At 66.5% G+C, this 24,101-nt stretch carries 21 protein-coding genes; 8 read left to right on the forward strand and 13 right to left on the reverse strand.

Annotated elements, in window-relative coordinates:
* Positions 1–4: 4 nt before the first annotated feature.
* From ACQY9P_RS02850 to ACQY9P_RS02895, 10 genes are all read right to left on the reverse strand, one after another.
* Complete coding sequence (locus ACQY9P_RS02850) at positions 5–790, reverse strand: gamma-glutamyl-gamma-aminobutyrate hydrolase family protein (RefSeq protein ID WP_421738270.1); 786 nt, start codon at positions 788–790, stop codon at positions 5–7.
* The gene (locus tag ACQY9P_RS02855; RefSeq protein WP_421736763.1) at positions 787–1,899 is read right to left on the reverse strand and encodes an ABC transporter ATP-binding protein; all 1,113 of its coding nucleotides are present in this window, start codon (positions 1,897–1,899) and stop codon (positions 787–789) included. The genes ACQY9P_RS02850 and ACQY9P_RS02855 overlap by 4 nt, the downstream gene beginning before the upstream one ends.
* Complete coding sequence (locus ACQY9P_RS02860) at positions 1,896–2,750, reverse strand: ABC transporter permease (protein WP_421736762.1); 855 nt, start codon at positions 2,748–2,750, stop codon at positions 1,896–1,898. Before ACQY9P_RS02860 ends, ACQY9P_RS02855 begins: the two co-directional genes overlap by 4 nt.
* Positions 2,750–3,655, reverse strand: a complete 906-nt coding sequence (locus ACQY9P_RS02865; RefSeq protein ID WP_421736761.1) for an ABC transporter permease — start codon at positions 3,653–3,655, stop codon at positions 2,750–2,752. Before ACQY9P_RS02865 ends, ACQY9P_RS02860 begins: the two co-directional genes overlap by 1 nt.
* 142 nt (positions 3,656–3,797) lie before the next feature.
* Positions 3,798–4,910 carry an ABC transporter substrate-binding protein gene (locus ACQY9P_RS02870; protein ID WP_421736760.1) on the reverse strand — a complete coding sequence of 371 codons (1,113 nt, stop codon included), beginning with the start codon at positions 4,908–4,910 and terminating at the stop codon, positions 3,798–3,800.
* Positions 4,911–4,991: 81 nt separating this feature from the next.
* Positions 4,992–6,365: a glutamine synthetase family protein gene (locus tag ACQY9P_RS02875; protein WP_421738269.1), complete on the reverse strand. Its 1,374-nt coding sequence runs from the start codon at positions 6,363–6,365 to the stop codon at positions 4,992–4,994.
* 142 nt (positions 6,366–6,507) lie between these two features.
* On the reverse strand, positions 6,508–7,875 hold the full coding sequence (locus tag ACQY9P_RS02880) for an aspartate aminotransferase family protein (RefSeq protein WP_421736759.1): 1,368 nt from the start codon (positions 7,873–7,875) through the stop codon (positions 6,508–6,510).
* Positions 7,876–8,059: 184 nt separating this feature from the next.
* Positions 8,060–9,496, reverse strand: a complete 1,437-nt coding sequence (locus tag ACQY9P_RS02885) for an NAD-dependent succinate-semialdehyde dehydrogenase (protein ID WP_421736758.1) — start codon at positions 9,494–9,496, stop codon at positions 8,060–8,062.
* Positions 9,497–9,500: 4 nt separating this feature from the next.
* On the reverse strand, positions 9,501–10,991 hold the full coding sequence (locus ACQY9P_RS02890) for an aldehyde dehydrogenase (RefSeq protein ID WP_421736757.1): 1,491 nt from the start codon (positions 10,989–10,991) through the stop codon (positions 9,501–9,503).
* Between the two features lie 64 nt (positions 10,992–11,055).
* Positions 11,056–11,736, reverse strand: a complete 681-nt coding sequence (locus ACQY9P_RS02895) for a GntR family transcriptional regulator (RefSeq protein ID WP_421736755.1) — start codon at positions 11,734–11,736, stop codon at positions 11,056–11,058.
* A gap of 76 nt (positions 11,737–11,812) precedes the next feature.
* On the opposite strand from ACQY9P_RS02895, the gene ACQY9P_RS02900 reads away from it, so the two are divergent.
* The 7 genes from ACQY9P_RS02900 (at position 11,813) to ACQY9P_RS02930 (ending at position 18,920) form a co-directional block, all read left to right on the forward strand.
* Positions 11,813–13,141: an aspartate aminotransferase family protein gene (locus ACQY9P_RS02900; RefSeq protein ID WP_421738268.1), complete on the forward strand. Its 1,329-nt coding sequence runs from the start codon at positions 11,813–11,815 to the stop codon at positions 13,139–13,141.
* Positions 13,142–13,299: 158 nt separating this feature from the next.
* Positions 13,300–13,794: a surface-adhesin E family protein gene (locus tag ACQY9P_RS02905; protein WP_421736754.1), complete on the forward strand. Its 495-nt coding sequence runs from the start codon at positions 13,300–13,302 to the stop codon at positions 13,792–13,794.
* A 197-nt stretch (positions 13,795–13,991) separates the two neighbouring features.
* Complete coding sequence (locus ACQY9P_RS02910) at positions 13,992–14,354, forward strand: c-type cytochrome (RefSeq protein WP_421736753.1); 363 nt, start codon at positions 13,992–13,994, stop codon at positions 14,352–14,354.
* Between the two features lie 945 nt (positions 14,355–15,299).
* Positions 15,300–16,667 (forward strand): pectate lyase family protein, encoded by a 1,368-nt coding sequence (locus ACQY9P_RS02915; RefSeq protein ID WP_421736752.1) that lies wholly within the window; start codon positions 15,300–15,302, stop codon positions 16,665–16,667.
* Between the two features lie 168 nt (positions 16,668–16,835).
* A complete protein-coding gene (aroC, locus tag ACQY9P_RS02920) occupies positions 16,836–17,957 on the forward strand; it encodes a chorismate synthase (RefSeq protein WP_421736751.1) in 1,122 nt (373 codons plus the stop codon).
* A gap of 167 nt (positions 17,958–18,124) precedes the next feature.
* The gene (locus ACQY9P_RS02925; protein ID WP_421736750.1) at positions 18,125–18,619 is read left to right on the forward strand and encodes a response regulator; all 495 of its coding nucleotides are present in this window, start codon (positions 18,125–18,127) and stop codon (positions 18,617–18,619) included.
* A gap of 67 nt (positions 18,620–18,686) precedes the next feature.
* Positions 18,687–18,920 carry a hypothetical protein gene (locus tag ACQY9P_RS02930; protein WP_421736749.1) on the forward strand — a complete coding sequence of 78 codons (234 nt, stop codon included), beginning with the start codon at positions 18,687–18,689 and terminating at the stop codon, positions 18,918–18,920.
* Positions 18,921–18,930: 10 nt separating this feature from the next.
* Here ACQY9P_RS02930 and ACQY9P_RS02935 read toward each other — a convergent pair whose 3' ends face one another.
* From ACQY9P_RS02935 to queC, 3 genes are all read right to left on the reverse strand, one after another.
* Complete coding sequence (locus tag ACQY9P_RS02935; protein WP_421736748.1) at positions 18,931–19,296, reverse strand: 6-carboxytetrahydropterin synthase; 366 nt, start codon at positions 19,294–19,296, stop codon at positions 18,931–18,933.
* Between the two features lie 74 nt (positions 19,297–19,370).
* The gene (gene queE, locus ACQY9P_RS02940) at positions 19,371–20,003 is read right to left on the reverse strand and encodes a 7-carboxy-7-deazaguanine synthase (protein ID WP_421736747.1); all 633 of its coding nucleotides are present in this window, start codon (positions 20,001–20,003) and stop codon (positions 19,371–19,373) included.
* Entirely contained in the window at positions 20,000–20,716 is a 717-nt protein-coding gene (queC, locus tag ACQY9P_RS02945; RefSeq protein WP_421736746.1) for a 7-cyano-7-deazaguanine synthase QueC, read from the reverse strand. The genes queE and queC overlap by 4 nt, the downstream gene beginning before the upstream one ends.
* A gap of 524 nt (positions 20,717–21,240) precedes the next feature.
* Here queC and ACQY9P_RS02950 point away from each other — a divergent pair.
* Entirely contained in the window at positions 21,241–24,066 is a 2,826-nt protein-coding gene (locus ACQY9P_RS02950; RefSeq protein WP_421736745.1) for a TonB-dependent receptor, read from the forward strand.
* The last annotated feature ends 35 nt before the right edge of the window (positions 24,067–24,101 follow it).

Here is a 24,101-nt window from a genome sequence, read left to right on the forward strand (position 1 = left end):
GTTCCTACGCGACGTCTTTGTGGGGCGCTCCCGCCGAGGCGGGACCGACGAGCGGCGCGCCTCTGAGGGCGCGTCCGAAAAGCTGGAAGAAGGTCTGGGACTGCGGATTGGCCTCGGGCTTCCACTCGGGGTGCCACTGTACGGCCAGCAAGGGCGCGCCGTTGACGGTGGCCGACACCGCCTCGACCACGCCATCGGGCGCGCGAGCCTCGACGGTCAGGCCTTCGCCCAGGCGATCGACGCCCTGATAGTGCACCGAATTGACCACCGCCCGCCCGGTCCCGAACGCGCCCGCCAGCACCCCGCCGGGGGTCAGGTCGACCGGATGCAGGTGCTCGAACATGCCGTTGAAGTCGACCTCGTCGGGCGCGTGGTGGGCGATCAGCTCGGCGCTGGAGGCCATGTCGCGGCGCAGGGTGCCGCCGAACGCGACATTGATCTCCTGAAAGCCCCGGCAGATCCCGAACACCGGCCGGCCCAGGTCGAGCATGGCCTTGATCAGGTCGGCCGTCATGGTGTCGCGCGCCGCGTCGAACGGACCGGGCGCATCGCCGATCTCCTCGCCATAGAGGGCCGGATCCAGGTTCGAGGGGCTGCCGGTCAGCATCAGACCGTCCAGCCGCGCGGCGACTTCCGAGGCCTTCATCAGCTCCGGCATCGACGGGACCAGCAGGGCGGCGACGTCGGCATGGCGCATGGCCCCGGCGACATAGCGGTTCATCACCGCCTGGGCCGGTTCGATCCCGACGGTGCGGGTGCAGCAGATGATGCCGGCGACGGGGCGGGTCACGACAACAAAACCGCCGGCGAACAGGCGTGCCAGCATAGCCAGACCTCTTCGCCCAGCTTGAAGTCTTCCTGGTCCCAGCGGGTCAGGTTGGAGCGATGGACCTTCACGCGCCGCCCTCCGGCGATCTCGACCTCGTAAACCGACGAGCCGCCCAGATAGGCCTCGTGCTTGATGACACCCGCCACCGCGTTGGCGCCCTTGGGCGCGTCGCCGAGGTTGGGGGCCTCGTCGCCGTCCTTCTTGTGCAGCTCGATCTTCTCGGGCCGGATCGCCGCCCAGGCCGCGCCGCCGCGCGGGCCGGTGACGCCGTGATCCAGGAAGATGTCGACCGGCAGGTCGGGCGAGCGGATCACCGCGTGGCTGGGCTCGTCCACCGCCAGCACGCCTTCGAACAGGTTCACGCTGCCGATGAAGTCGGCCACGAAGCGGCTGTTGGGGAACTCGTAGAGATCGCTGGGCGTGGCCACCTGTTGCAGCACGCCCCGGTTCATCACCGCGCAGCGCGACGCCAGGGCCAGGGCCTCGTCCTGGTCGTGGGTGACCATGATGAAGGTGATGCCGACCTTCTCCTGCAGGGTGCACAGCTCGGTGCGCATCTGCTCGCGCAGCTTGGCGTCCAGGGCCGACAGCGGCTCGTCCAGCAACAGCACGCGGGGGCGCTTGACGAGCGCCCGCGCCAGCGCGACCCGCTGACGCTGGCCGCCCGACAACTGGTCGGGCTTGCGCTCGCCCAGGCCGCCCAGTTGCACCAGCTCCAGCGCTTCCTCGACGCGGCGGTCGCGCTCGGCTTTCGGCACCCGGTCCACCTTCAGGCCGTAGGCGACATTGTCGGCCACGGTCATGTGCGGGAACACCGCGTAGGACTGGAACACCATGTTCACCGGCCGCTTGTTGGGCGGCACGGTCGAGACGTCCTGGCCGTCGATCAGGATGCGGCCCTCGGTCGGCGTCTCGAACCCGGCCAGCATCCGCAGCAGGGTGGTCTTGCCGCAGCCCGACGGGCCCAGCAGCGAGAAGAACTCGCCCTCCTCGACGCTGAGCGAGACGTTGTCGACGGCCACCATCTTGCCGAAGCGCTTGGTGACGTTCTCGAAGGTGATGATGCTCATGACTTTTCCCCACCATGTCCGGCCGTCGCCGCCGAATTGCCCTGCAGTTTCAGCGCCGCCGCCGTCAGGATCACGGTCAGCACGATCAGGATGGTCGAGGCCGCGTTGACCTCGGGCGTCACCGAGAAGCGGACCATCGAATAGACCTTGACCGGGAAGGTCACCGTGTCGGGTCCGGCCGTGAAGAAGGTGATGACGAAGTCGTCCAGGCTCAGCGTGAAGGCCAGCAGCGCCCCGGCCACCAGCGACGGGGCCATGTGCGGCAGGATCACGTCCTTGATCGTTTGCCACTCGCCGGCGCCCAGGTCGCGGGCCGCCTCCTCCATCTCGCGGTTGAAGCTGGTCATGCGGGCCCGCACCACCACCGCCACGAAGGGGAACGAGAACGACACGTGCGAGATGATGATCGCGCCCAGGTTCAGCGGCCAGACCATGCCCTGCGGCCACGGCATCACCCGGGCGAAGAACACCAGCATGGCCACGCCCATGCAGATCTCGGGCACCACGATCGGCAGGGCCAGGGCGCCGTCCAGCGCCGTCTTGCCCGGGAAGCGGAACCGCCACAGGGCCAGGGCCACCATCGCGCCCAGCGCCACGCTGACCACGGTGGAGATCGCCGCGATGGTCAGGCTGTTGCCGAACGCCTCGATCAGGCCGGTGTTGTGGAAGGCCTTGTCGTAATATTTGAGCGTGAAGCCCTTCCAGACGATGTTGCGCCGGCTGTCGTTGAAGCTGAAGGCCATCAGGGCGATCAGCGGCGCGTAGAGAAAGATCGCCACGGCCGCCAGCCAGGCCTGCATCTGCCAGCGGCGGAGATATTCCAGGGGACCGGGAGCGGAGCGTTTGCCCATCACTTCGCCTCCGGCGTCTTGCGAGACAGCACCGCCTGGATCGCGATGGCGATGAAGGTCAGGTACATCAGCACGAACGACATGGCCGCCCCGAACGGCCAGTCATTGGCCCGCTTGAACTGGCGCTCAATGACATTGGCGATCATCTGGCTGTCGGGCCCGCCCAGCAGGTCGGGCGTCAGATACGCCCCCAGCGCCGGGATGAAGGTGATCAGCACCCCCGAGGCGATGCCCGGCAGGGCCAGGGGCACGACCACCTTGAACAGGGTCCGCATGTGGCCGGCGCCCAGGTCGAGGCTGGCCTCCAGCAGCGACTTGTCCAGCCGGTCCAGCGCCGAATACAGCGGCAGCACCATGAACGGCAGGTGGACATAGATCAGGCCGAGAATGACGGCGAAATTGTTGTGCAGCAGCTCCAGCGGCTGGAAGTCGCCGATCGGCTGCAGACCCAGCAGGGCGCCCACCACGCCCCCGCCCTTCCAGATCCATTCCAGGCCCATGTTGATATAGCCCTCGGTGCGCAGCACCGCGATCAGGGCGTAGGTGCGGATCAACAGGTTGGTCCAGAACGGCAGCATGATCAGCAGCAGCAGCCAGGTCTTGGCCTTCTCGGACGCGAAGGTGATGGCCAGGGCCACCGGAAAGCCGATCACCAGGCACAGCCCAGTGGTCAGGGCCGCCACCCAGGCCGACTTGAGGAAGATCTTCAGATACAGCGGCTCGATCGCCCGGGCGTAGTTCTTGAACGTGCCGGTGATGGCGATCTCGGTCAGGCCGTCATTATGGCCAAAGCTGTAGGCCCAGACGATGGCCAGCGGCACCAGGAAGAACAGCACCAGCCAGAACAGCGGCGGGCCCAGCGCGGCGGCGAACACCACCTTGGCCTGTTTCCAGCTCTGTTCCATCGGTTCGTCCCCCTAAAGTCCTCCCCCCAGCGGGGGAGGTGTCGACGCAGTCGACGGAGGGGGAAGTCGTGCTGACTCAGCAGCACTTCCCCCTCCGGCCTTCGGCCGCCTCCCCCGCTAGGGGGAGGACTTGGCTCGCGCCCTAAGCCGCCCGCACCCGCGTGATGACTTCCTCGTACTGGCTGGCCTTTTCGGCCCCCTCGAACGCCCCGTACTCGCAGCGCGCCATGATGGCGGCCGGCGGGAAGATGACCGGATTGTTCCTGTAATCGTCCGGCATCAGCGCCTTGGCCGCCGCGTTGGGCGTCGGATAGAGGATGGTCTTGGAGATCGTCGCCCCGGCCTCGGCGTCCAGCAGGTAGTTGATGAACTTGTGGGCGTTCAGCGGACGCGGCGCGCCCTTGGGGATGCACAGGGTGTCGGAATTGATCAGCGACCCTTCCTTGGGCACCACGAAGTCGACGTCCTCGTCTTCCTTCATGAGCTGGGCGATGTCGCCATTGTATTCCAGCACCAGGTCGACCTCGCCCGAGGCCAGCATGTCCTGACCGTTGTCGTCGTGGAACGCCTTCACATAGGGCTTCTGCTTGATCAGCATCTTCTCGATCTCGGCGACCAGTTCGGGCGGGATGTTGTTGACGCTGTGGCCCTTGTACTTGGCCGAGAGGCGGATCAGGTCGGCGCTTTCCGACAGCAGGGCGATCTTGCCGGCGTACTGGTTGCTGTCGAACAGGTATTTCCAGCTGTCGGGAACACCCTTCACCTTGCTCTTGCGATAGCCGATGCCCAGCACCAGCCACGTATAGGGCATCGAGAACTTCCGCTCCGGGTCGTATTGCGGGTTCATGAAGGACGGGTCGATGTTCTTGATGTTGGGGATCTTGGCGTGGTCCAGCGGCTCCAGCAGACCGGCCTGACCCATGCGGGTGACGAACTCGTTGGACGGCACGATCACGTCGAAGCCCGGATTGCCGGCCTTCAGCTTGGCGAACAGTTCGTCGTTGGTGGCGAACAGGCTCATGTTCACGTCGACGCCGGTGGCCTTCTTGAAATCGGCCAGGGTCGTGTCGCCGATATAGGTGTCCCAGTTGTAGAAGTTCAGCTTGGCTTCCTCGGCGCCCGGCGCGACGGGCGCCGAAGACTTGGGACTACAGGCCGTGAAGGTCAGACCGATGGCGGCGGCGCCCGTGGCCGTCAGCAGCGATCGGCGGTTCATGCCCGCCCGTTGCATGCCCCGTTGAGTGATGGTGGTCATGGTCCCTCAAAGCTCCCTGTTCTTTTGAAGCCGGCGATCCCCCCGGCGGTTTCAACCCAAAGCCATTGCCGCGCAGCGTGATCACGCGTTGCGCAGGTACCAATCGAAATCGAGGCTGGTGACCACCTCGAAGAACCTCGCCTGTTCGGTGCGCTTCACCGACACGAACATGTCCACGAAACGGTCGCCCAGATAGTCGCGCAGCACCGTGGACTGATCGAACAGGTCGACCGAGGCGAACCAGTTCGAGGGCAGGCGCGACTTCTCCTTGGCCGCCGCGGCATAGCCGTCGCCGACCACCGCCGGGCCTGGATCGATCTTGTTCGTCAGGCCGTGGTGGGCGCTGGCCAGCAGCACGGCCATCACCAGGTACGGATTGCCGTCAGCCCCCGCGACGCGATGCTCGACATGGCGCGTCGGGGCCGGGCCGGCCGGGATGCGCAGGGACACCGTGCGGTTGTTGACGCCCCAGGTCGCGGCGACCGGCGCATAGCTGTTGGCCTTGAAGCGACGATAGCTGTTGGCGTTGGGCGCCAGGATCGCCATGCCCTCGCCCAGCAGCTGCTTCATGCCGCCGATGGCGTGGCGCAGCATGGGCGAGCCTTCCGGATCCTCGTCGGCGCAGAGGTTGTTTCCGTCCTTGTCGTTGAAGCTGACATGGACGTGGAAGCCGTTGCCGGCGCGATCGGCCCACGGCTTGGCCATGAACGTCGCCTCGCAGCCGTGACGCAGGGCCACCCCCTTGGCCATACGCTTGTAGAGCAGGGCGTCGTCGCAGGCCCGCAGCGCGTCGGGCTTGTGCTTGAGGGTCAGCTCCACCTGGCTGGGCGCGAACTCCGAGATCGCGCCTTCCAGCGGCACGCCGATCACGTCGGCGCTGTCCCACAGCTCGCGCAGGAACGGCGCGATGGCCTCCAGTTCGGGCAGGCCATACACCTCGATGCCGTGCGGGCGGCGACCGGTCTGCAGCGACTTGGGCGGCTGCAGGTCGCCGTCGGCGGTGCGCTCCAGGTCGACCAGATAGTATTCCAGCTCGCAGGCCGCGACCGGCGTCAGGCCGTCGGCGGCGTAGCGGTCCAGCACCCGTTGCAGCACATGGCGCGGGTCCAGGTCGTTGGGCGCGCCGTCCAGCTCGTACAGCGACAGCATCACCTGGGCCATGTCGTCGCCCAGCCAGGGGGCCAGGGTCAGGGTGCCGGGCACCGGCCGCGCGCGGCGGTCGGCGTCGCCGTCTTCCCAGACCAGGCCCGTGTCCTCACAGTCGGCCCCGGTGGTGTCGACCACCAGGATCGAGCCGGGCAGGAAGCGGCCATAGTCATAGATGGCCTGCAGCTCATGCACCCGCAGCCGCTTGCCGCGCGGCACGCCGGTCATGCTGGTGAAGAACACATCGACAAACCGCACCTGCGGATGGGCGGCCAGGAAGTCGCGGCATTCCTGGGGATCGGCGACCATGGGATTGCTCATTCGACCCATCCAAAATCACCGGTCATCCCCGCGAAAGCGGGGACCCAAACGGCCTTGCCAGCTTGCACGCCGTACGAAATTCCGACCTCGGCTTGGGTCCCCGCCTTCGTGGGGATGAGCGGATTAGTGATCATGCGGATAGGCCCTCGAGCGCCCCGGCGAAACCGTCGACCGCCGCGACCAATCGGTCGATCGACGCATCTTCAGTCACCGGCGACACCAGCATCATGTTGTGGAAGGGCGCGATCAGGACGCCCCGGTTGATTAGCCACAGATGAAGCGCGGCCACGAGGTCGTGGTCCAGCGCCTTGCGCATCTGGGCGGCGTTTTTTGGCGGAGGATCGGCGAAGACCAGCTCGACCCGCGCCCCAACATGGACCACCGACCAGGGCAGGCCGCGCGCCGCGATCACGGCGTTCAGGCCGGCCACCAGCCGCTCCGCTCCGGCCAGCATCCGGTCATAGGCGGCGGGGGTCATCACCTCGCTCAGCATGGCGCGCATGGCGGCCATGGCCAGGGCGTTGCCCGACAGGGTGGTGCCGATGCCCGACTGGCCTGGACCGATCCGCGCCTGGGCCGCATCCATCCGCGCCGACAGCTCGGCCGTGACGCCCCAGACGGCGGCCGGCACGCCGCCGGCTATGGCCTTGCCGACCACCAGCATGTCGGGCTCCAGCCCGTGCAGGCCGGCATAGCCGCCGGGGCCGCTGGACAGGGTGTGGGTTTCGTCCAGGATCAGCAGGGTCCCGGCGTCGCGGGTCAGGCGGCGCAGGGCCTCGTGAAAGCCGGGCTCGGGCAGGATCATCCCGCAATTGGTCATCACCGGCTCGGCCAGCACGGCGGCCACCTGGTCGGAGGCCAGGGCCATTTCCAGAGCGGCCAGGTCGTTGAACGGCACGACCCAGGTGGTGGCGGTCAGGTCATGGACCTGGCCCAGCAGGCCCGGCTTCATCACCCGCGCGCCGTCCTTCAGCACCACGAAGGCGTCATCGACCATGCCGTGATAGCAGCCGTCGAACACCAGGATCACCGGCCGCTGCGTGACCGCCCGCGCCCAGCGGATGGCGGCGCGGTTGGCGTCGCTGGCCGTGGTCGCCGTCTGCCACAGCGGCAGGCCGAAACGCTCGGCCAGCAGCCGGCCGACGATGATCGAACTGGCGGTCGGCAGCATGAAGCCCGTCCCGCGCCGGGCCTGGTCGGCGACGGCGGCGGCCACGCTGGCCTCGCCGTGGCCGAACATCCCCGGCGTGTCGCCCAGGCAGAAGTCGTCATACAACTTCCCGTCAACGTCGGTGATCTGGGCCCCGACGCCCTGGGCCGCGAAGATCGGCGACGGACTGGCCCAGTCGTTCATCCAGTGCATCGGCGCGCCGCCGCGCCAGACGCTGGCGGCCTGAGCGGCCATGGCGACGGAACGCGGATGCTCTGCCGTGAAACGCGCGGCTTCGGCGGCGAGGAGGTCTTTCAGCGTCGATGCCTTGGAGAGTTCGGCGATCATCGCGCCGCCTCCACAAATATCCCCGTCATTCCCGCCCTTGTGGCGGGACCCCCTCGTTCAGCTGACCCGTGAGACGCAAGCGGACCGCCGGCGGTCCGCCCCTCCCGCACCTGCGGCGGAGAGAGGGGTTCCCGCCACAAGGGCGGGAATGACGGAGTTTTATGAGAGGGGGCGAGAAAACCCATCATCCCACCCCGCCAAAGCACAGATACTTGGTCTCGAAATACTCATCCAACCCCTCGGACGCGCCCTCGCGGCCCAGGCCGGACTCCTTGACCCCGCCGAACGGCGCGACCTCGGTGGAGATCAGGCCTTCGTTGATGCCGACCATGCCGGCCTCGATGGCCTCGGCCACCCGCCAGCAGCGGCCGACGTCGCGGCTGTAGAAATAGGCCGCCAGGCCGAACGGCGTGGCGTTGGCCAGGTCGATGGCGTCCTGCTCGGTCTCGAACTTCACGATCGGCGCGACGGGACCGAAGATCTCTTCGTTGAACAGCCGCATATCCGCCGTCGCGCCGGCCAGCACCGTGGGCTGATAGAACAGGCCGCCCAGGTCATGGCGCGCGCCGCCCACCGTGGCCTTGGCGCCCTGCCCCACGGCTTCGGCGACGAGCTTCTCGACCTTGGCCAGGGCCTTGTCGTTGATCAGCGGTCCGATGGTCACGCCCTCGCCGGTTCCGGGACCCACCGTCATGGCCGCGACCTTTTCGGTCAGGCGCGCGACGAAGGCGTCATGGATGCCGGACTGCACGATCAGCCGGTTGGCGCAGACGCAGGTCTGGCCGGTGTTGCGGTACTTGCTGGCGATCGCGCCCTCGACGGCGGCCTCCAGATCGGCGTCGTCGAAGACGATGAAGGGCGCGTTGCCGCCCAGCTCCAGGCTGAGCTTCTTCATGGTGCCGGCGCACTGGGCGTACAGCACCTTGCCGACGGGCGTGGAGCCGGTGAACGACAGCTTGCGCACCCGGCCATCGTCGCAAAGCGCCTTGCCGATGGCGCTGGCGTCGCGGCCGGTGACGACATTGAGCACGCCGGCCGGCACGCCAGCCTCCGCCGCCAGCCGGGCGATGGCCAGGGCGCACAGCGGCGTTTCGGCCGCCGGCTTGATCACCACGGTGCAGCCCGCCGCCAGGGCCGGACCGACCTTGCGGGTGATCATGGCGATCGGGAAGTTCCACGGCGCGATCGCGGCGCACACCCCGACCGGCTGCTTGATCGACATCAGCCGCTTCTTCGGATCGGGCGAGACGATCGACTGGCCATGGCCGCGCTTGGCCTCCTCGGCGAACCAGTCGATGAAGCTGGCGCCATAGGCGACCTCGCCCCGGGACTCGGCCAGCGGCTTGCCCTGCTCGGCGGTCATCAGCCGGGCCAGGTCGTCGGCATGGGCCAGCATCAGGTCGCTCCACCGGCGCAGGATCGCCCCGCGATCCTTGGCGGTGCGCGCGGCCCAGGCCGGGAAGGCGCGGTGGGCGGCCTCGATGGCGATGACGGTCTCGGCCGCGCCCAGATCGGCCACCTTGGCGATCACCGACCCGTCGGCCGGGTTGGTCACCTCGAAGGTCGCGTCAGCCTCGATCCAGAGGCCATCGATAAAGGCGGCGGTTTCTACAAGCTTCATCAGGTCACCTCAGCGTCACGGACACCGACTTCAGGTCGGCGTACTTGTGCAACGCATGGAGGCTGCGGTCGCGGCCAAAGCCCGACTGCTTGAAGCCGCCGAACGGCATGGTGATGTCGCAGGCGTCCCAGCCGTTGACCCAGACCAGACCCGCCTTCAGCTTCCGCGCCCCGCCCAGGGCGCGGTTGATATCCGAGGTCCACAGCCCGGCGGCCAGGCCATAGACGGTGTCATTGGCCAGGTGGAACGCCTCGGCCTCGGTCGTGAACGTCATCACCCCCAGGACCGGTCCGAACACCTCCTCGCGGGCCAGTGTGGAGTCGGGCGCGACGCGGTCGAAGATGGTGGGCTCGACATAGAAGCCGCCGCTCTCCTTGCGCACCTGCTGGCCGCCCAGCAGTCGGCGGCCGCCCTGGCTGTCGGCGGTGGCGATGTAGTCGAGCGCGGTGTTCATCTGCCGCTCGCTGACCATGGCCCCGAACACCGTCGCCGGATCCAGCGGATCGCCTGGAACCATCTCCCGGGCGACGGCGACGACGCGGGCGATGAAGTCGTCCCGGATCGAGGCCTCGACCAGCAGGCGCGAGGCGGCGGTGCAGACCTCGCCCTGGTTATAGAACACGCCCCAGGCGGCGGCCTGGGCGGCGGCGTCCAGGTCGGGACAGTCGGCGAAGACGATCTGGGGTGACTTGCCGCCCAGCTCCAGCGACACGCGCTTGAGGTTCGATCGCGCCGAATATTCCATCAGCCGCCGGCCCACGGGGCCCGAGCCGGTGAAGGCGATCATGTCGACATCCATCGACAGGGCCAGGGCCTCGCCGGCCACCGATCCGAGACCCGGCACGACGTTCAGGACCCCTGCCGGGAGCCCGGCTTCAAGGGCCAGAGCCCCCAGCTTCAGGGCGGTCAGCGGCGACTGCTCGGCGGGTTTCAGGACGACGGAATTGCCCATGGCCAGGGCCGGGGCCACCTTCCACATCGCCATGTGCAGCGGGAAGTTCCACGGCACGATCGCGCCGATCACGCCCAGCGGCTCGTGCACCGCATAGCTCAGCCGATCGACCGGCGAGGTCCCGACCTCGCCATACACCTTGTCCAGCGCCTCGGCGTACCAGCGGCAGGTGTTGATCGCCAGCGGCACGTCCACGGCGCGCGCGTCGCGGATCGGCTTGCCGACGTCCAGGCTTTCCAGCAGGGCCAGTTCCTCGGCGTCGCGCTCCATCAGATCGGCGAGGCGGAACAGGATCTTCTTCTTGTCACGTGGCCCCAGGTCGCGCCAGCGGCCGTCCTCGAAGGCCGCGCGGGCGCTGGCCACGGCGCGCTCGACATCGACGGCGCCGCAGGCCGCGACGTCATTGAGCACCCTGCCGTCACGCGGCGAGACGTTGTGGAACACCTCGCCCGAGGCGGCCTCGACCAGAGCGCCGTCGATCACGGCCAGACCCGGCAGGGTCAGCCGCGAAAGCGCGTCGGTGATGGCGGCGGGAAGGGTCACGGCTGCGCGCTCCTCAAACTGTGATCACAGTTCTTGGGCAAGGCTTGCCTGTCAAGCCGGGCCGTCACGCCCCCGCCTCCACGGCGGCCCGCATCTTGTCCATGCCTTCGGAAAGATCAGCGGCGATAGCCCGGCGGGCGCCCGGCGCATCCTGGGCCTTGAGCGCGGCGATGGCCTCGGCGTGGCGGTCGGCCGGCAGGCCGCCCGTGCCCACCCGGCCGAACACCACCCGCATGAACGGTCCGATCTGCAGCCACAGCCCGCCGGCCATCGACAGCAGCACATCGGCCCCCGCCCGTTCGTAGATAGCGAAATGGAAGGCGTGGTTGGCGGTCATGTAGCCGTCGACGTCGCCGGCCGCGAGGGCGGCGTCCAGGCTGGCGTCAATGGCCTGCAGCGACCGGATCAGGGCCTCGTCGGCCAGCGGCGCGGCGCGAGCGGCCAGCTCGGGCTCGATCCACAGGCGGGCCTGGGACAGCTGTTCCAGCCGCCCGGCGGTCAGGGACGGCACCGACAGGCGCTTGTTGGCGGGGTTGATCGCCAGGGCCCGCTCGGCCACCAGTCGTCGCACGGCGTCGCGCACCGGCATCGGGCTGACGCCCAGCTCGGCGGCCAGGGTGCGCAGGCTGACGCCGACGCCGGGCGCGATGCGGCCGGTGATCAGGGCCTGGCGGATCGCGCCATAGACCTGATCGTGCACGGCCAGTGACTCGGCCAGGGGACGGCGTGTCTTCGGTTCGACCATGCGCCCGCCTCCTCCGCATATTGGGGGGTTGCAAGATCACACCCGATTGCGATCACAATGCAAGACCTCGCCAAGGATCTCCGCCATGCCCGATTTCGGCGCCAACAACCTCGACGCCTTCTGGATGCCGTTCACGCCCAACCGGCGGTTCAAGGCCCATCCGCGCATGCTCTCGTCCGCGAAAGACATGCACTACAAGACCCCCGAGGGCCGCGAGATCCTCGACGCCACCGCGGGCCTGTGGTGCGTCAACGCCGGCCACGACCGCCCCCGCATCCGCGAGGCGATCCAGAAGCAGGCCGCCGAGATGGACTACGCCCCCTGCTTCAACATGGGCCATCCGCTGGCCTTCGCCTTCGCCAGCCAGCTGGCGCAGGTGACGCCCGAGGGCCTGGACCGGATCTTCTTCACCAACTCAGGCTCGGAGTCGGTCGACACCGCCCTGAAGATCGCGCTGGCCTATCACCGCGCCCGGGGCAAGGGGACCAAGACCCGGCTGATCGGCCGCGAGCGCGGCTATCACGGGGTGGGCTTCGGCGGCATCTCAGTGGGCGGCATCCCCAAGAACCGGATGTATTTCGGCTCCCTGCTGACCGGCGTCGACCACCTGCCCCACACCCACGGCGTGGTCGGCAACCTGTTCGCCAAGGGCGAGCCCGAGCACGGCGCCGACCTGGCCGACAACCTCGAAAAAATCGTCGCCCTGCATGACGCCTCCAACATCGCCGCCGTCATCGTCGAGCCGGTGGCCGGCTCGACCGGCGTGCTGATCCCGCCCAAGGGCTATCTGCAGCGCCTGCGGGCGATCTGCGACAAGCACGACATCCTGCTGATCTTCGACGAGGTGATCACCGGCTTTGGCCGCCTGGGCGCGCCGTTCGCCGCCGACCGCTTCGGCGTCACGCCCGACCTGATCTGCATGGCCAAGGGCCTGACCAACGCCGCCGTGCCCTGCGGCGCGGTCGCCGCCTCGGGCAAGATCTATGACGCCATGATGGAGGGCGCCGACGCCCCCATCGAGCTCTTCCACGGCTACACCTATTCGGCCCACCCCCTGGCCTGCGCGGCCGGGATCGCGACGCTGGAAACCTACAAGGAAGACGACCTCTTCGCTCGCGCGGCAGGCATGGAGGCCTACTGGCAGGAGGCCATGCACAGCCTGCGCGACGCCCGCCACGTCATCGACATCCGCAATCTGGGCCTGATCGGCGGCATCGAGCTTGAGGCCCGCCCCGGCGCGCCGACGGCCCGGGCCCTGGAGGTGTTCGAGGCGGCCTTCGACGCGGGCCTGCTGATCCGGGTGACCGCCGACATCATCGCCCTGTCGCCGCCGCTGATCATCGAAAAGAGCCATGTGGACCAGGTGGTCGAGACGCTGCGGAACGTGCTGGCCAGGGTGGACTAGGCGGCCGAGATCCGATTGAGCTCTTAAACTCCCATCTCGAGCATGCGAGACAGATCGCTCTCGCATAGCGGGAACTTGACACCACACAATCGTTCATCAAAGTTTGCATTAGCCCCAGGCCATCACACTGGTCTGCTAGGCTGCGGGGGAGACGAGAAATGAAAAACTCTGGAAAGACGCTTTTGGCGCTCGCGTTCTTCATCGCAATATTTGGCACCAATAGTGCAAGTGCGGCCAAGGGTGATAGATATGCTGCCGTTTCACTTTCAACCGAACAGACCGCATTCCTAGTTGACACGCAATCTGTATCCGGAAACACGGCTTGGATTATAACCGTTTCTCCGATTTCTGAATACGATGAGAGCGACAAGTTTTTTTATAATATTACATACAAAAGAACTCAATTTGACTGCGCAAATAGAAAAACGAAAACTCTAGCCATGGATCAACGCGATGCAAATGATAAATCTCTTTGGAGCAAAGATAATTTGAACTGGGATTGGAGTTTTGTAAAACCAGATACCGCTTATGAAGGCGTTTTGAATTTCATGTGTAATAAAAATTCTATTTCCGACAACATGTACTGGAACTCACCTAAAGATTTGCTGATAAATTTACAACAAACTCTCCGAGAGGATCTAAGCAGAAAATAGATATGTCGCGAACTTGTAGAATTTCTGGATGATAAATCTGAATGCGGGCGCATCCAGCATCGCCTTGCACTACCACGACAGCCAGTTTGGGTGCGTCGACTGGACCGAGGGCCAAGGCGCCCAGACTTGATCTGGATCAATTTCCCGCGGCCGTTTGGGCGCACACTCCCATCATCCTCACGGGCGCGAGCGTCACGATGTCATCGCCAGTCAGTACCGTCCTTCGTCTGCTCCTGATCCTGGCCGCGACCGCCAGCCTCGGCGCCTGCGCCAGCACGCCGAACGAACCGTCAAAGTCCGACATCGTCGCGCGCGGCCGGGCCCTGGCCCTGAGCGAATGCGCGCAATGCCACGCGGTCGGCGCCAGCGGCGGCCGCGCCTCAAGCGGCGCGCCCAACTTCGCCAGCGTCGCCGAACGCTACCGCGACACCCGGCTGGACTGGGAACTGGAGGCCATCTCCCAGGTCGGCCACTACCGGATGCCCCGCAAGCAACTGACCTCCAGCGAAATCGCCGACATCACGGCCTATATCCGCTCCCTGGACCACGCGCCGCGTTAGGGACGTGGGGGAGGTCTGTTCAAAGGGTGCGCCCCCTTAGGTCCTCCCCCTAGCGGGGGAGGTGTCGCCGCAGGCGACGGAGGGGGAAGTAACTGCTGACTCACTGCGAACTTCCCCCTCCGGCCTCCGGCCGCCTCCCCCTTCAGGGGGAGGGCCTGTCGCGCCATATCCTCTGCGTTCAGAGAATGGAGTGCAGCAAAATCAATTACTTCAAACTTTCTCGCGCTTGCGTATCCCCCGCTCCGAAAACGGGTGGATACTTCTTCTTGTCCCCGTCGCAGGGGGAGGGCGCTTGGTACCGGCCCAAAGCGGCGACGGGTGATGAAGCTGAGCGGGGCCGCGACGCCCTGCATCTGGGACGATGGTGGTCTGTTCGTTGGATTGATCCGGGACCACCGGAAGCCTGGGCGCGGAACGGCGTGGATCACAGGGCGGGGATCAGAGTCCGCCTATCGCACATCGTCGGCGTCGAGACGGATTAGCCGATCGACAAGATGCGCGCCCGTCCGGGGGCTAGTTGGGAATCAGAGCTGAAACCGACGCTCGTGTGCCCCAATCCTCACGGTCAAGAACAGCTTGGCGAAGCGGACAGGTCGAGCCGAAACGCAAAACACACATCACGGTCTCCGGGTTCGTCCCGGCCGCTTCGCGCCTCCCCGACTAACTCAGCGGTCTCCCGCGTGAGGCTGAGACGCCATGTCCGCCAGACTTGCCCCCTACGGACCGCTACGCGGTCGTCTTCCCCCGGAGGGGGAAGACGAAGAGCGCGGATCCCGTCTTCCCCCTACGGGGGAAGACGACCTGCGCAGCAGGTCAGGAGGGGGCGAGTTCCTCGCGAAGTCGGAAATGACACCGGTGGACAGAACCGCCTCCGACGGTCATTTTCGCGTTCACCGCCCAAAGGCGCCATGAGACGCCACTGCACCACCGGGGATGAAACACGCCATGCGTCGCCACCTTCAGAACGCCGCCAGCCTCGCCGCCCTGGCTCTTGCCGTCTCGGCCTGCGCGACCGGCCCCTCCCTCGCCGCCCCCAAGGAAATCGTCGCCTTCCCCGGCGCCGAGGGCGCGGGTCGCCTGAGCGTCGGCGGGCGCGGCGGGGCGGTGATCCGGGTGACCAATCTTGAGGACGCCGGTCCCGGCTCCCTGCGCGCCGCCGTCGAGACCAAGGGCCCGCGCACCGTGGTGTTCGACGTGGCCGGCACGATCCCGCTCAAGAGCGAACTGAAGATCGCCAGCGGCCAGATCACCATCGCCGGCCAGACCGCGCCGGGCGGCGGAATCACGCTGCGCGACCACACCCTGGTGGTGGCCGCCGATGACGTGGTCATCCGTTTCATCCGCTCGCGCCTGGGCGCCGAGAGCAGGACCGAGGGCGACGCCATCTGGATCGCCAAGGGTCATCGGATCATCCTGGACCACGTGTCGGCCAGCTGGTCGGTGGACGAGACCCTGTCGGCCTCGGCCCGGTTCGACAATCCGGAACAGGGCTTTTTCGACCTGACCGTCCAGTGGTCGATCATCGCCGAAAGCCTGGCCCACTCGATCCACGCCAAGGGTGATCATGGCTATGGCAGCCTGGTGCGCGGCGGCCAGGGCTCGAAGATCAGCTTCCATCACAATCTGTGGGCCAACCACGTGGCGCGCATGCCGCGTCCCGGCAATTATGACGGGCCCGACAAGGACCCGGTCGGCGCCTTCATCGAGTTTCGCTCCAACGTCTTCTACAACTGGGGCCACGGCTATGCCGGCTATGACGCCGACAAGGCGGCGCTGGTCGCCTACAACTTCGTCGACAACGCCTATGTCGCCGGACCCGACTCCGAAAAGGCCATCGCCTTCAACGAGAGCAACAGCCTGGCCAGGGCGTATTTCGCCGGCAACAGCATGAACGGCGAGATCCCGGCCGATCCGTGGAGCCTGGTCACCGGCGTCAATCCGGAGGGCTATCGGCAGTCCGCGCCCATCGACATCGCCCCGATCACGCCCGAGCCCGCCGCCAGCGCCTATGGCCGCATCCTCGCCGACGCCGGGGCCTCGGTGGCCCGCGACGCGGTGGACCTTCGGGTGATCGAGGGCGTGAAAGCCCGGACCGGCAAGATCATCAATAACGAGCAGGACGTCGGCGGCTGGCCCGCCCTCGCCCCCGGCAAGGCGGCGGTCGACTTCGACGGCGACGGCATGCCCGATGCGTGGGAGGCGGCGCACGGCTTCAACCCGAAAAAGGCCGACGGCGCGGCGCCGGCCCGGGACGGCTCGGGCTGGACGAACCTGGAGCTCTACCTGGCGGATGCGGCGAAGGTTCGGGGGTAGTTTCAAAGGTCCTCCCCCTAGCGGGGGAGGTGTCGCCGAAGGCGACGGAGGGGGAAGTTCTGCTGACTCATTGCCGACTCCCCCCTCCGGCCTTCGGCCGCCTCCCCCTTCAGGGGGAGGATCTACCGCGCTTTGCCGCAGCCGGCTCTTTCCGCTAGAAGCCCCGCCATGTCGCACAACACCTTCGGTCATCTGTTCCGCGTCACCACCTGGGGCGAAAGCCACGGCCCGGCGCTTGGCTGCGTCGTCGACGGCTGCCCTCCCGGCATCGCCCTGACGCCCGAGATGATCCAGGCCTTCCTCGACAAGCGTCGCCCCGGCCAGGGCAAGTTCGTCACCCAGCGCCAGGAGCCGGACGCGGTGCGCATCCTGTCGGGCGTGTTCGAGGACGCGCGCACCGACGGCCAGCGCACCACCGGCACGCCGATCTCGCTGATGATCGAGAACACCGACCAGCGGTCCAAGGACTATGGCGAGATCGCCCAGGCCTTCCGGCCGGGTCACGCCGACTATCCCTATTTCGCCAAGTACGGCGTGCGCGACTATCGCGGCGGCGGCCGCAGCTCGGCCCGCGAGACGGCGGCGCGGGTCGCGGCCGGCGCCATCGCCCGGCTGGTGATCCCCGGCGTCACGGTGCGCGCGGCCCTGGTGCAGATCGGCCCGCACGCCATCGACCGGTCGCGCTGGGACTGGGACCAGGTCGAGCAGAACCCCTACTGGTCGCCCGACGCCGACATCATCCCGGTCTGGGAAGAGCATCTGGAAAAGATCCGCAAGGCCGGCTCCTCGACCGGGGCCATCGTCGAGGTCGAGGCCACCGGCGTGCCGGCAGGCTGGGGCGCGCCGCTGTATGGCAAGCTGGACGCCGAGCTGGCGGCGGCCCTGATGTCGATCAACGCCGCCAAGGGCGTGGAGATCGGCGAGGGCTTCGCCAGCGCCGCCCTGACCGGCGAGGACAACGCCGACCAGATGCGGATGGGCAATGACGGTCCGGTCTTCCTGACCAACCACGCCGGCGGGGTGCTGGGCGGGCTGTCGACCGGCCAGCCGGTGGTGGCCCGCGTGGCGTTCAAGCCGACCTCCTCGATCCTGATCCCGCGCGAGACGGTCAACGAGGCCGGTGAGGACGTCGAGCTGCGCACCAAGGGCCGTCACGACCCCTGCGTGGGCATTCGCGGCGTGCCGGTGGTCGAGGCCATGACCGCCTGCGTGCTGGCCGACGCCTTCCTGCGGCATCGCGCCCAGACCGGCGGCGGCGCCTATCGCCCGGGCCAGGACGGCCGCTTTTAGGGCCTTTTGGCGGCTATCGGAGCCGATGTGGTCTGACCACTGAAAACATTCAGGTTTTCAGGTTGACCAGTCACATTGCAAGACTGTAATGCTTGCCCGATGAGCGAACTCCACCCATGGAGATCGCCCAAAGGTTGCGCCGACGCGCATCGAGAAACAGAGAGCGCGTGCGTTTCGATCCGCTGAAAATCCTGCTGGTCGATGACAACAGTCACATGCGGCTGCTGCTGACCGAGATGCTGCGCGCCATTGGCGTGCGGCATATCTTCGAGGCGATCGACGGCGGTGAAGCGCTGTCGATGATGCGGCGCGTGCCGATCGACATCGTCATCAGCGACCTGAAGATGGGCGGCCTCGGCGGGATCGACTTCGTCAACCTGCTGCGCCGTTCGCCCGACAGCCCCAATCCGTTCGTCCCGGTCATCATGATCACCGGCCACTCGACGACCCGGCGCGTGCAGGACGCCCGCGACGCCGGGGTCAACGAGTTCCTGACCAAGCCGGTGACGGGTCGAAGCCTGGTGCATCGCCTGACCCTGCTGATCGACCAGCCCCGCGACTATGTGCGCTGCGCGGGCTATTTCGGCCCGGATCGCCGGCGAAGAACAGCGTCCGACCACAACGGCCCCTGGCGGCGGGCCGAGGACGCCATCGCCCTCTGACCGTCGCTCACGCGGTCTTAAGACCTGTTAGCCATGATGGCGCCGTCTCCTGACCCGTGAGCGCGCCATGACCCGTCAACGCCTGATCACCGCCACCGCCTTCGCCGTCCTGGGACTGACGCTTCAGGGCTGCATGGCCGCCAGCGCCGTCGGCACGGTGGCGGGCACGGCCATCGGCGTCACCGGCGCCGTGGTCGGCGGCGCCGCCAAGATCGGCGGCAAGGCCGTGGTCGCCACCGGCAAGGCGGTCATACCGGGTGACAGCGACAAGGCCCGCCAGGCTCGCCAGTACGAAGACTAAGCCCCGGCCCTCAGAGGCTGAGCGCGCAGCTTTCGCCGATCGTCGGCCGCGAGATCACCACGCGCGACAGACCCGGAAAGGCCGGCGTCAGGCGCTCGGCGAAATAGAGACACAGCCGCTCCAGGGTGGGGCTTTCCAGACCGGGCCGATCGTTCAGCAGGCCATGATCCAGTTCGGTGGCGACCGACTTGAGCGCGGTGTCCAGGCTTTCCAGGTCGGCGACCCAGCCGGCGTCCTGCAACGCGCCCTTCACGCTGGCTTCCACCTTGAACGAGTGGCCGTGCAGCTTGCGGTAGCGATGGTCGGCGGGACCTTGCTCGATGTAGTGAGCCGCGTCGAACGTCGCGGCCTTCGTGATCTCGAAGACGGGCTTCATCAGGTACTTCTTTTTGACAGGGCCTGGGAGGCTCTAGCGCAACGACCCTGTCACCAGGTCGAGCGCCTTATCCGTCAGGGCAGGCCGAGATATTTGTGTGTTTGGACGCTTAAACGCCATTGAGGGTGGGAAAGGCAATAGGCGACGGCCAATTGCGTATTCCGCTCGCGATCGGGACCGTCCATCGGCTGCAGGTAGAAGCGCTCGAAATCGAGGTGCTCGAAGCGCTCGGGCAGCGCCTTGTCCTGCGGATAGACCAGCTTCAGTTCCTGGCCCTGGGTCTGCACGACGGGCGCGTCGGCCTTGGGGCTGATGCACACCCAGTCGATGCCGTCGGGGGCTTCGACGGTGCCGTTGCTCTCCACCGCGATCATGAAGCCGCGGGCGTGCAGGGCCGCGATGGCCGGCGAATCCAGTTGCAGCAGCGGCTCGCCGCCGGTGCAGACCACCAGGCGATCGTTGGGGCCACCGGTCCAGGCGGCCTCGACCGCGTCGGCCAACAGTTCCGGCGTGGCGAACTTGCCGCCCCCCTCACCGTCCGTGCCCACGAAATCGGTGTCACAGAACGTGCAGACGGCCTTGGCGCGATCCTGCTCCCGGCCAGTCCACAGGTTGCAACCGGAAAAGCGGCAGAACACCGCCGCCTTGCCCGCCTGACCGCCCTCGCCCTGCAGGGTCAGGAAGATCTCTTTCACCGAGTAGGTCACGCCGGAAGGGCCTCCCGCCCTGCGGCGTCCCAGTCCTCATAGCCCTTCTGGCGCAGGTCGCAGGCCGGGCATTCACCGCAGCCGTGGCCCCAGGGATGCAGGTCGCCGCGCTCGCCGCGATAGCAGGTGTGGCTCTCGACCACGATAAGGTCGACCAGGTCCTCGCCGCCCAGCGCCTTGGCCAGGGCCCAGGTTTCCGCCTTGGTCAGCTTCATCAGCGGCGTTTCGATGCGGAAGTCGCGATCCATGCCCAGGTTCAGCGCGGTCTGCATGGCGTCCAGCGTGTCGCGCCGGCAATCCGGATAGCCCGAGAAGTCGGTCTCGCACATGCCGCCCACCAGGGCCGCGATGCCCCGACGATCAGCCAGGGCCGCGGCATAGATCAGGAACACCAGGTTGCGGCCCGGCACGAAGGTCGAGGGCAGGCCGCGATCGGTCATCTCGATGGCGCGATGGGCGGTGAGGGCCGACTCCGCGACGGCTCCGAAACCCTTCAGGTCCAGCACGTGGTCCTCGCCCAGGCGCTCGGCCCAATGCGGGAAACGGGCGGCGATCTGGTGACGCACCGCCACGCGCGCCTCCATCTCGATGACGTGTCGCTGGCCATAGTCGAAGCCGACGGTCTCGACGCGGGCATAGCGCTCCAGCGCCCAGGCCAGACAGACGCTGCTGTCCTGGCCGCCAGAGAACAGCACCAGGGCGGCGTCAGTCATGGACGGATCTCCGGCCCGGCGAACGCCGGGCTGTGCGGGGGTCGAAAGGGAAAGCCATGCCCTCCTCTACACGAGGCGGCGGCGGCTCGAAACGCCCCTGGTCCCGCAAAGGCCTTCGCCGTCACGGGAGACCGTCGGAAAACAGCCCCCTTGAGGCTTTGAGGCCCAATACCCAAACCATGAACACAGATACACTTGCGACGTATTATCACCGCAGGGCTTCGTTCCGGGGGCGCATAAAGTCTGATTTCCGTAGCGGAAACGCCAAACCGACTTTTCTAATGCCGGTGGAAACTTGCCCCAAACAGGAGAACCTGACCCGAGGGAAAGTGAAAAGGCGTAACCTATCACTGTTCACTTAGGCTCGCGGCAGTTGACAGTCAAAGAACGCAAGTATGCAATCCTCCAATGCTGCGAGGGGCCAGCCGTACGCCCGCGTAGCGCGAATGGTACGGCGCCGAGGAAACAAACAGCGCCCGCAGAAGTCCGCATAAGGACTCGCGGCGTTCAGGGAGGGAATTCGAATGTCGCAATCTTCGCGTTTGCGGAGCCTGCTGGCCATGGGCGCTTCGGCGGCCGTGCTTTCAGCCGTCGCCGCCCCAGCTTTCGCCCAGCAGGCCAGCGGTCAACAGACCACGGTCATCGAGGAACTGGTCGTCACCGCCCAGAAGAAGGAAGAGGCCCTTCAGGACGTGCCGATCGCGGTTTCCGCCTTCAGCCAGGACACGCTTGAAGCCCAGAAGATCGACGGGGGTCCCAACCTTCAGCAAGCAATCCCGAACGTCACCTTCGCCAAGAGCAACTTCACCAACAGCTTCAACTTCCAGATCCGCGGCATTGGGGCCAAGGCGGTCGGCGCGTCCGCCGACCAGGGGGTCGGCGTCCACCTGAACAACGCCCCCCAGCAGTCGGGCACCCTGTTCGAAGCCGAATTCTATGACGTGGAGCGCGTCGAAGTGCTGCGCGGCCCGCAAGGCACGCTCTATGGCCGCAACGCCACGGGCGGCGTGGTCAATGTGATCACCGCCAAGCCGACCGACGTCTTCGAGGCCATGGTCCGCGCCGAAGTGGGCAACTACGGATCCCAGAAGGTCCGCGGCATGGTCAACATGCCGATCTTTGGTGACAAGCTGGCCGTCCGGCTGGCCGGCACCATGGTCAAGCGCGACGGCTTCGTCACCAACACCTTCAACAATCACAAGGTCGACGACCGGGATCTGTACTCGACCCGCGTCCAGGTGATGTTCAACCCGACCGACAAACTGCGCACCAACTTCCTGTGGGAGCGCTTCAATGAAGACGACGCTCGCGCCCGCACCGGCAAGCAGCTTTGCACCAAGGACAACGGCCCCGCCTCGGTCGGCGGCGTTCCCACCGGCGCGTCGCGGATCTTCCTGACCCAGGGCTGCCTGCCGAGCTCGCTCTACGGCGCCTCGGCCTATGGCACCGTCAATACGTCAGGCACCCTGACCGGCCTGCTGGGCAATATCTTCGGCTTTACCTCCGGTGATGTGAACGCCGGCGACACCACCTCGCGCGACCTGCAAGAAATCGAAACCGCGCTTGATCCGCTCTATCAGTCGAAATCGAACAACTATCAGTTCACCCTGAACTATGACCTGACCGACGAGCTGTCGATCACGGCCATGACCTCGTATGGCAAGGGTAACGTCTACACCAAGCAGGATTACAACCGGAACGTCGCGATCGTTCCGTTCAACAGCACCCCGTTCACGCCGGGCGGCTTCTTCAACGACCCGCAGGTGGGCAACACCAACAAGTTCACCACCATCGACATCTCGTCGGGCCGTTCAGAGCAGTTCAGCCAGGAACTGCGCCTGCAGTCCAACTTCGACAGCCCGCTGAACTTCAACGTCGGCGGCATCCATTTCACCTACCGGACGCTGACCGACTACTACGTGATCGGCAACTCGCTGACGCTGTCGTCGCTGGCCTTGAACTATTCCAAGACCGGAAACCCGAACTGCAACGCCACGACCACCGCCAACTGCATCGGCATCGACACCTCGGCGACGCCGACCGGCAATGGCCACAACTACTATGACAACCGCACGCCCTATAACCTGGTGTCGGACGCCCTGTTCGGCGAACTGTACTTCCAGGCCAATGACGACCTGAAGTTCACCCTGGGCCTGCGCCAGACCCGCGACAAGAAGGCCGTCAAGAACTACTCGACCGTTCTGCTGGCGGCGGGCACGGGCCTGACCCTGAACCCGACCAACCCCGACCAGCGCGCGCGCTTCAGCGAACTGACCGGACGCTTCGGCTTCGACTACAAGGCGCACCTGTCGTTCACCGACGACACCCTGCTGTATGCCTTCTATTCCAAGGGCTACAAGGGCGGCGGCATCAATCCGGGCGTGCCCGCCAACTCGGTCGGCATCAAGCAGACCTTCGAACCCGAGTTCGTCAACGCCATCGAACTGGGCACCAAGAACACCCTGATGGGCGGCAGCCTGCTCTTCAACGCCACGGGCTTCTACTACGACTATCAGGGCTATCAGATCTCGAAGATCGTCAACCGCACCTCGGTCAACGAGAACGTCAACGCCTCGGTCTATGGCCTTGAGTTCGAGTCGATCTGGTCGCCGGTCCATAACCTGCGCCTCAACGCCAATGTCGGTTACCTGCACACCAAGATCGGCGACGGCGTCACCTCGATCGACACGATGAACCGGACCCAGAGCAATGCGGCCTACACGGTCGTGAAGGTGGGTCCGAACGCCTCGTCCGTCGGCGCCAACTGCGTGCTGACGACCGCTGGCGTGGCCACGATCATCGGGGCCGGCGCGGGAGCTACCCTGCCCTTCGCCTGCACCGGCGCGGCGGCCTATCAGGGCTTCCTCGCCACTCCGGCGGCCCTGGGCGGCGCGGGTCTGCCGGCCGGCACCGCGGCCTTCCTGGCCAACGCCACCGGGCTCTACAACTACGGCGCGGGCTATTCGATCGAGGGCACGGCCGCCAATCTGTCGGGCAACGAACTGCCCAACTCGCCGCATTGGACCACCGCGGTCGGCGCCCAATACACCTGGGACTTCTCCGGTGGCTGGTCGGCCACCCTGCGCGGCGACTATTATCGTCAGACCGGCCAATACGCCCGCGTCTACAACACCGCCTACGACAAGCTGAAGTCCTGGGAAAACGCCAACATCACCCTGAAGGTCGAGAAGCCGGAATGGGGCGTGTCGGTCGACGCCTATGTGAAGAACCTGACCAACGACACCCCGATCGTCGACGCCTACACCACCGACGACTCTTCGGGTCTGTTCACCAACGTGATCACGCAAGAGCCGCGCCTCTACGGCGTGAGCGTGACCAAGAAGTGGTAGGCTTTCGTCGCTGAGACGAGACGTCCTTCCTGGGG

Origin of the sequence: Caulobacter sp. (genome assembly GCF_965279145.1) — a bacterium.
Classification (GTDB): Bacteria; Pseudomonadota; Alphaproteobacteria; order Caulobacterales; family Caulobacteraceae; genus Caulobacter.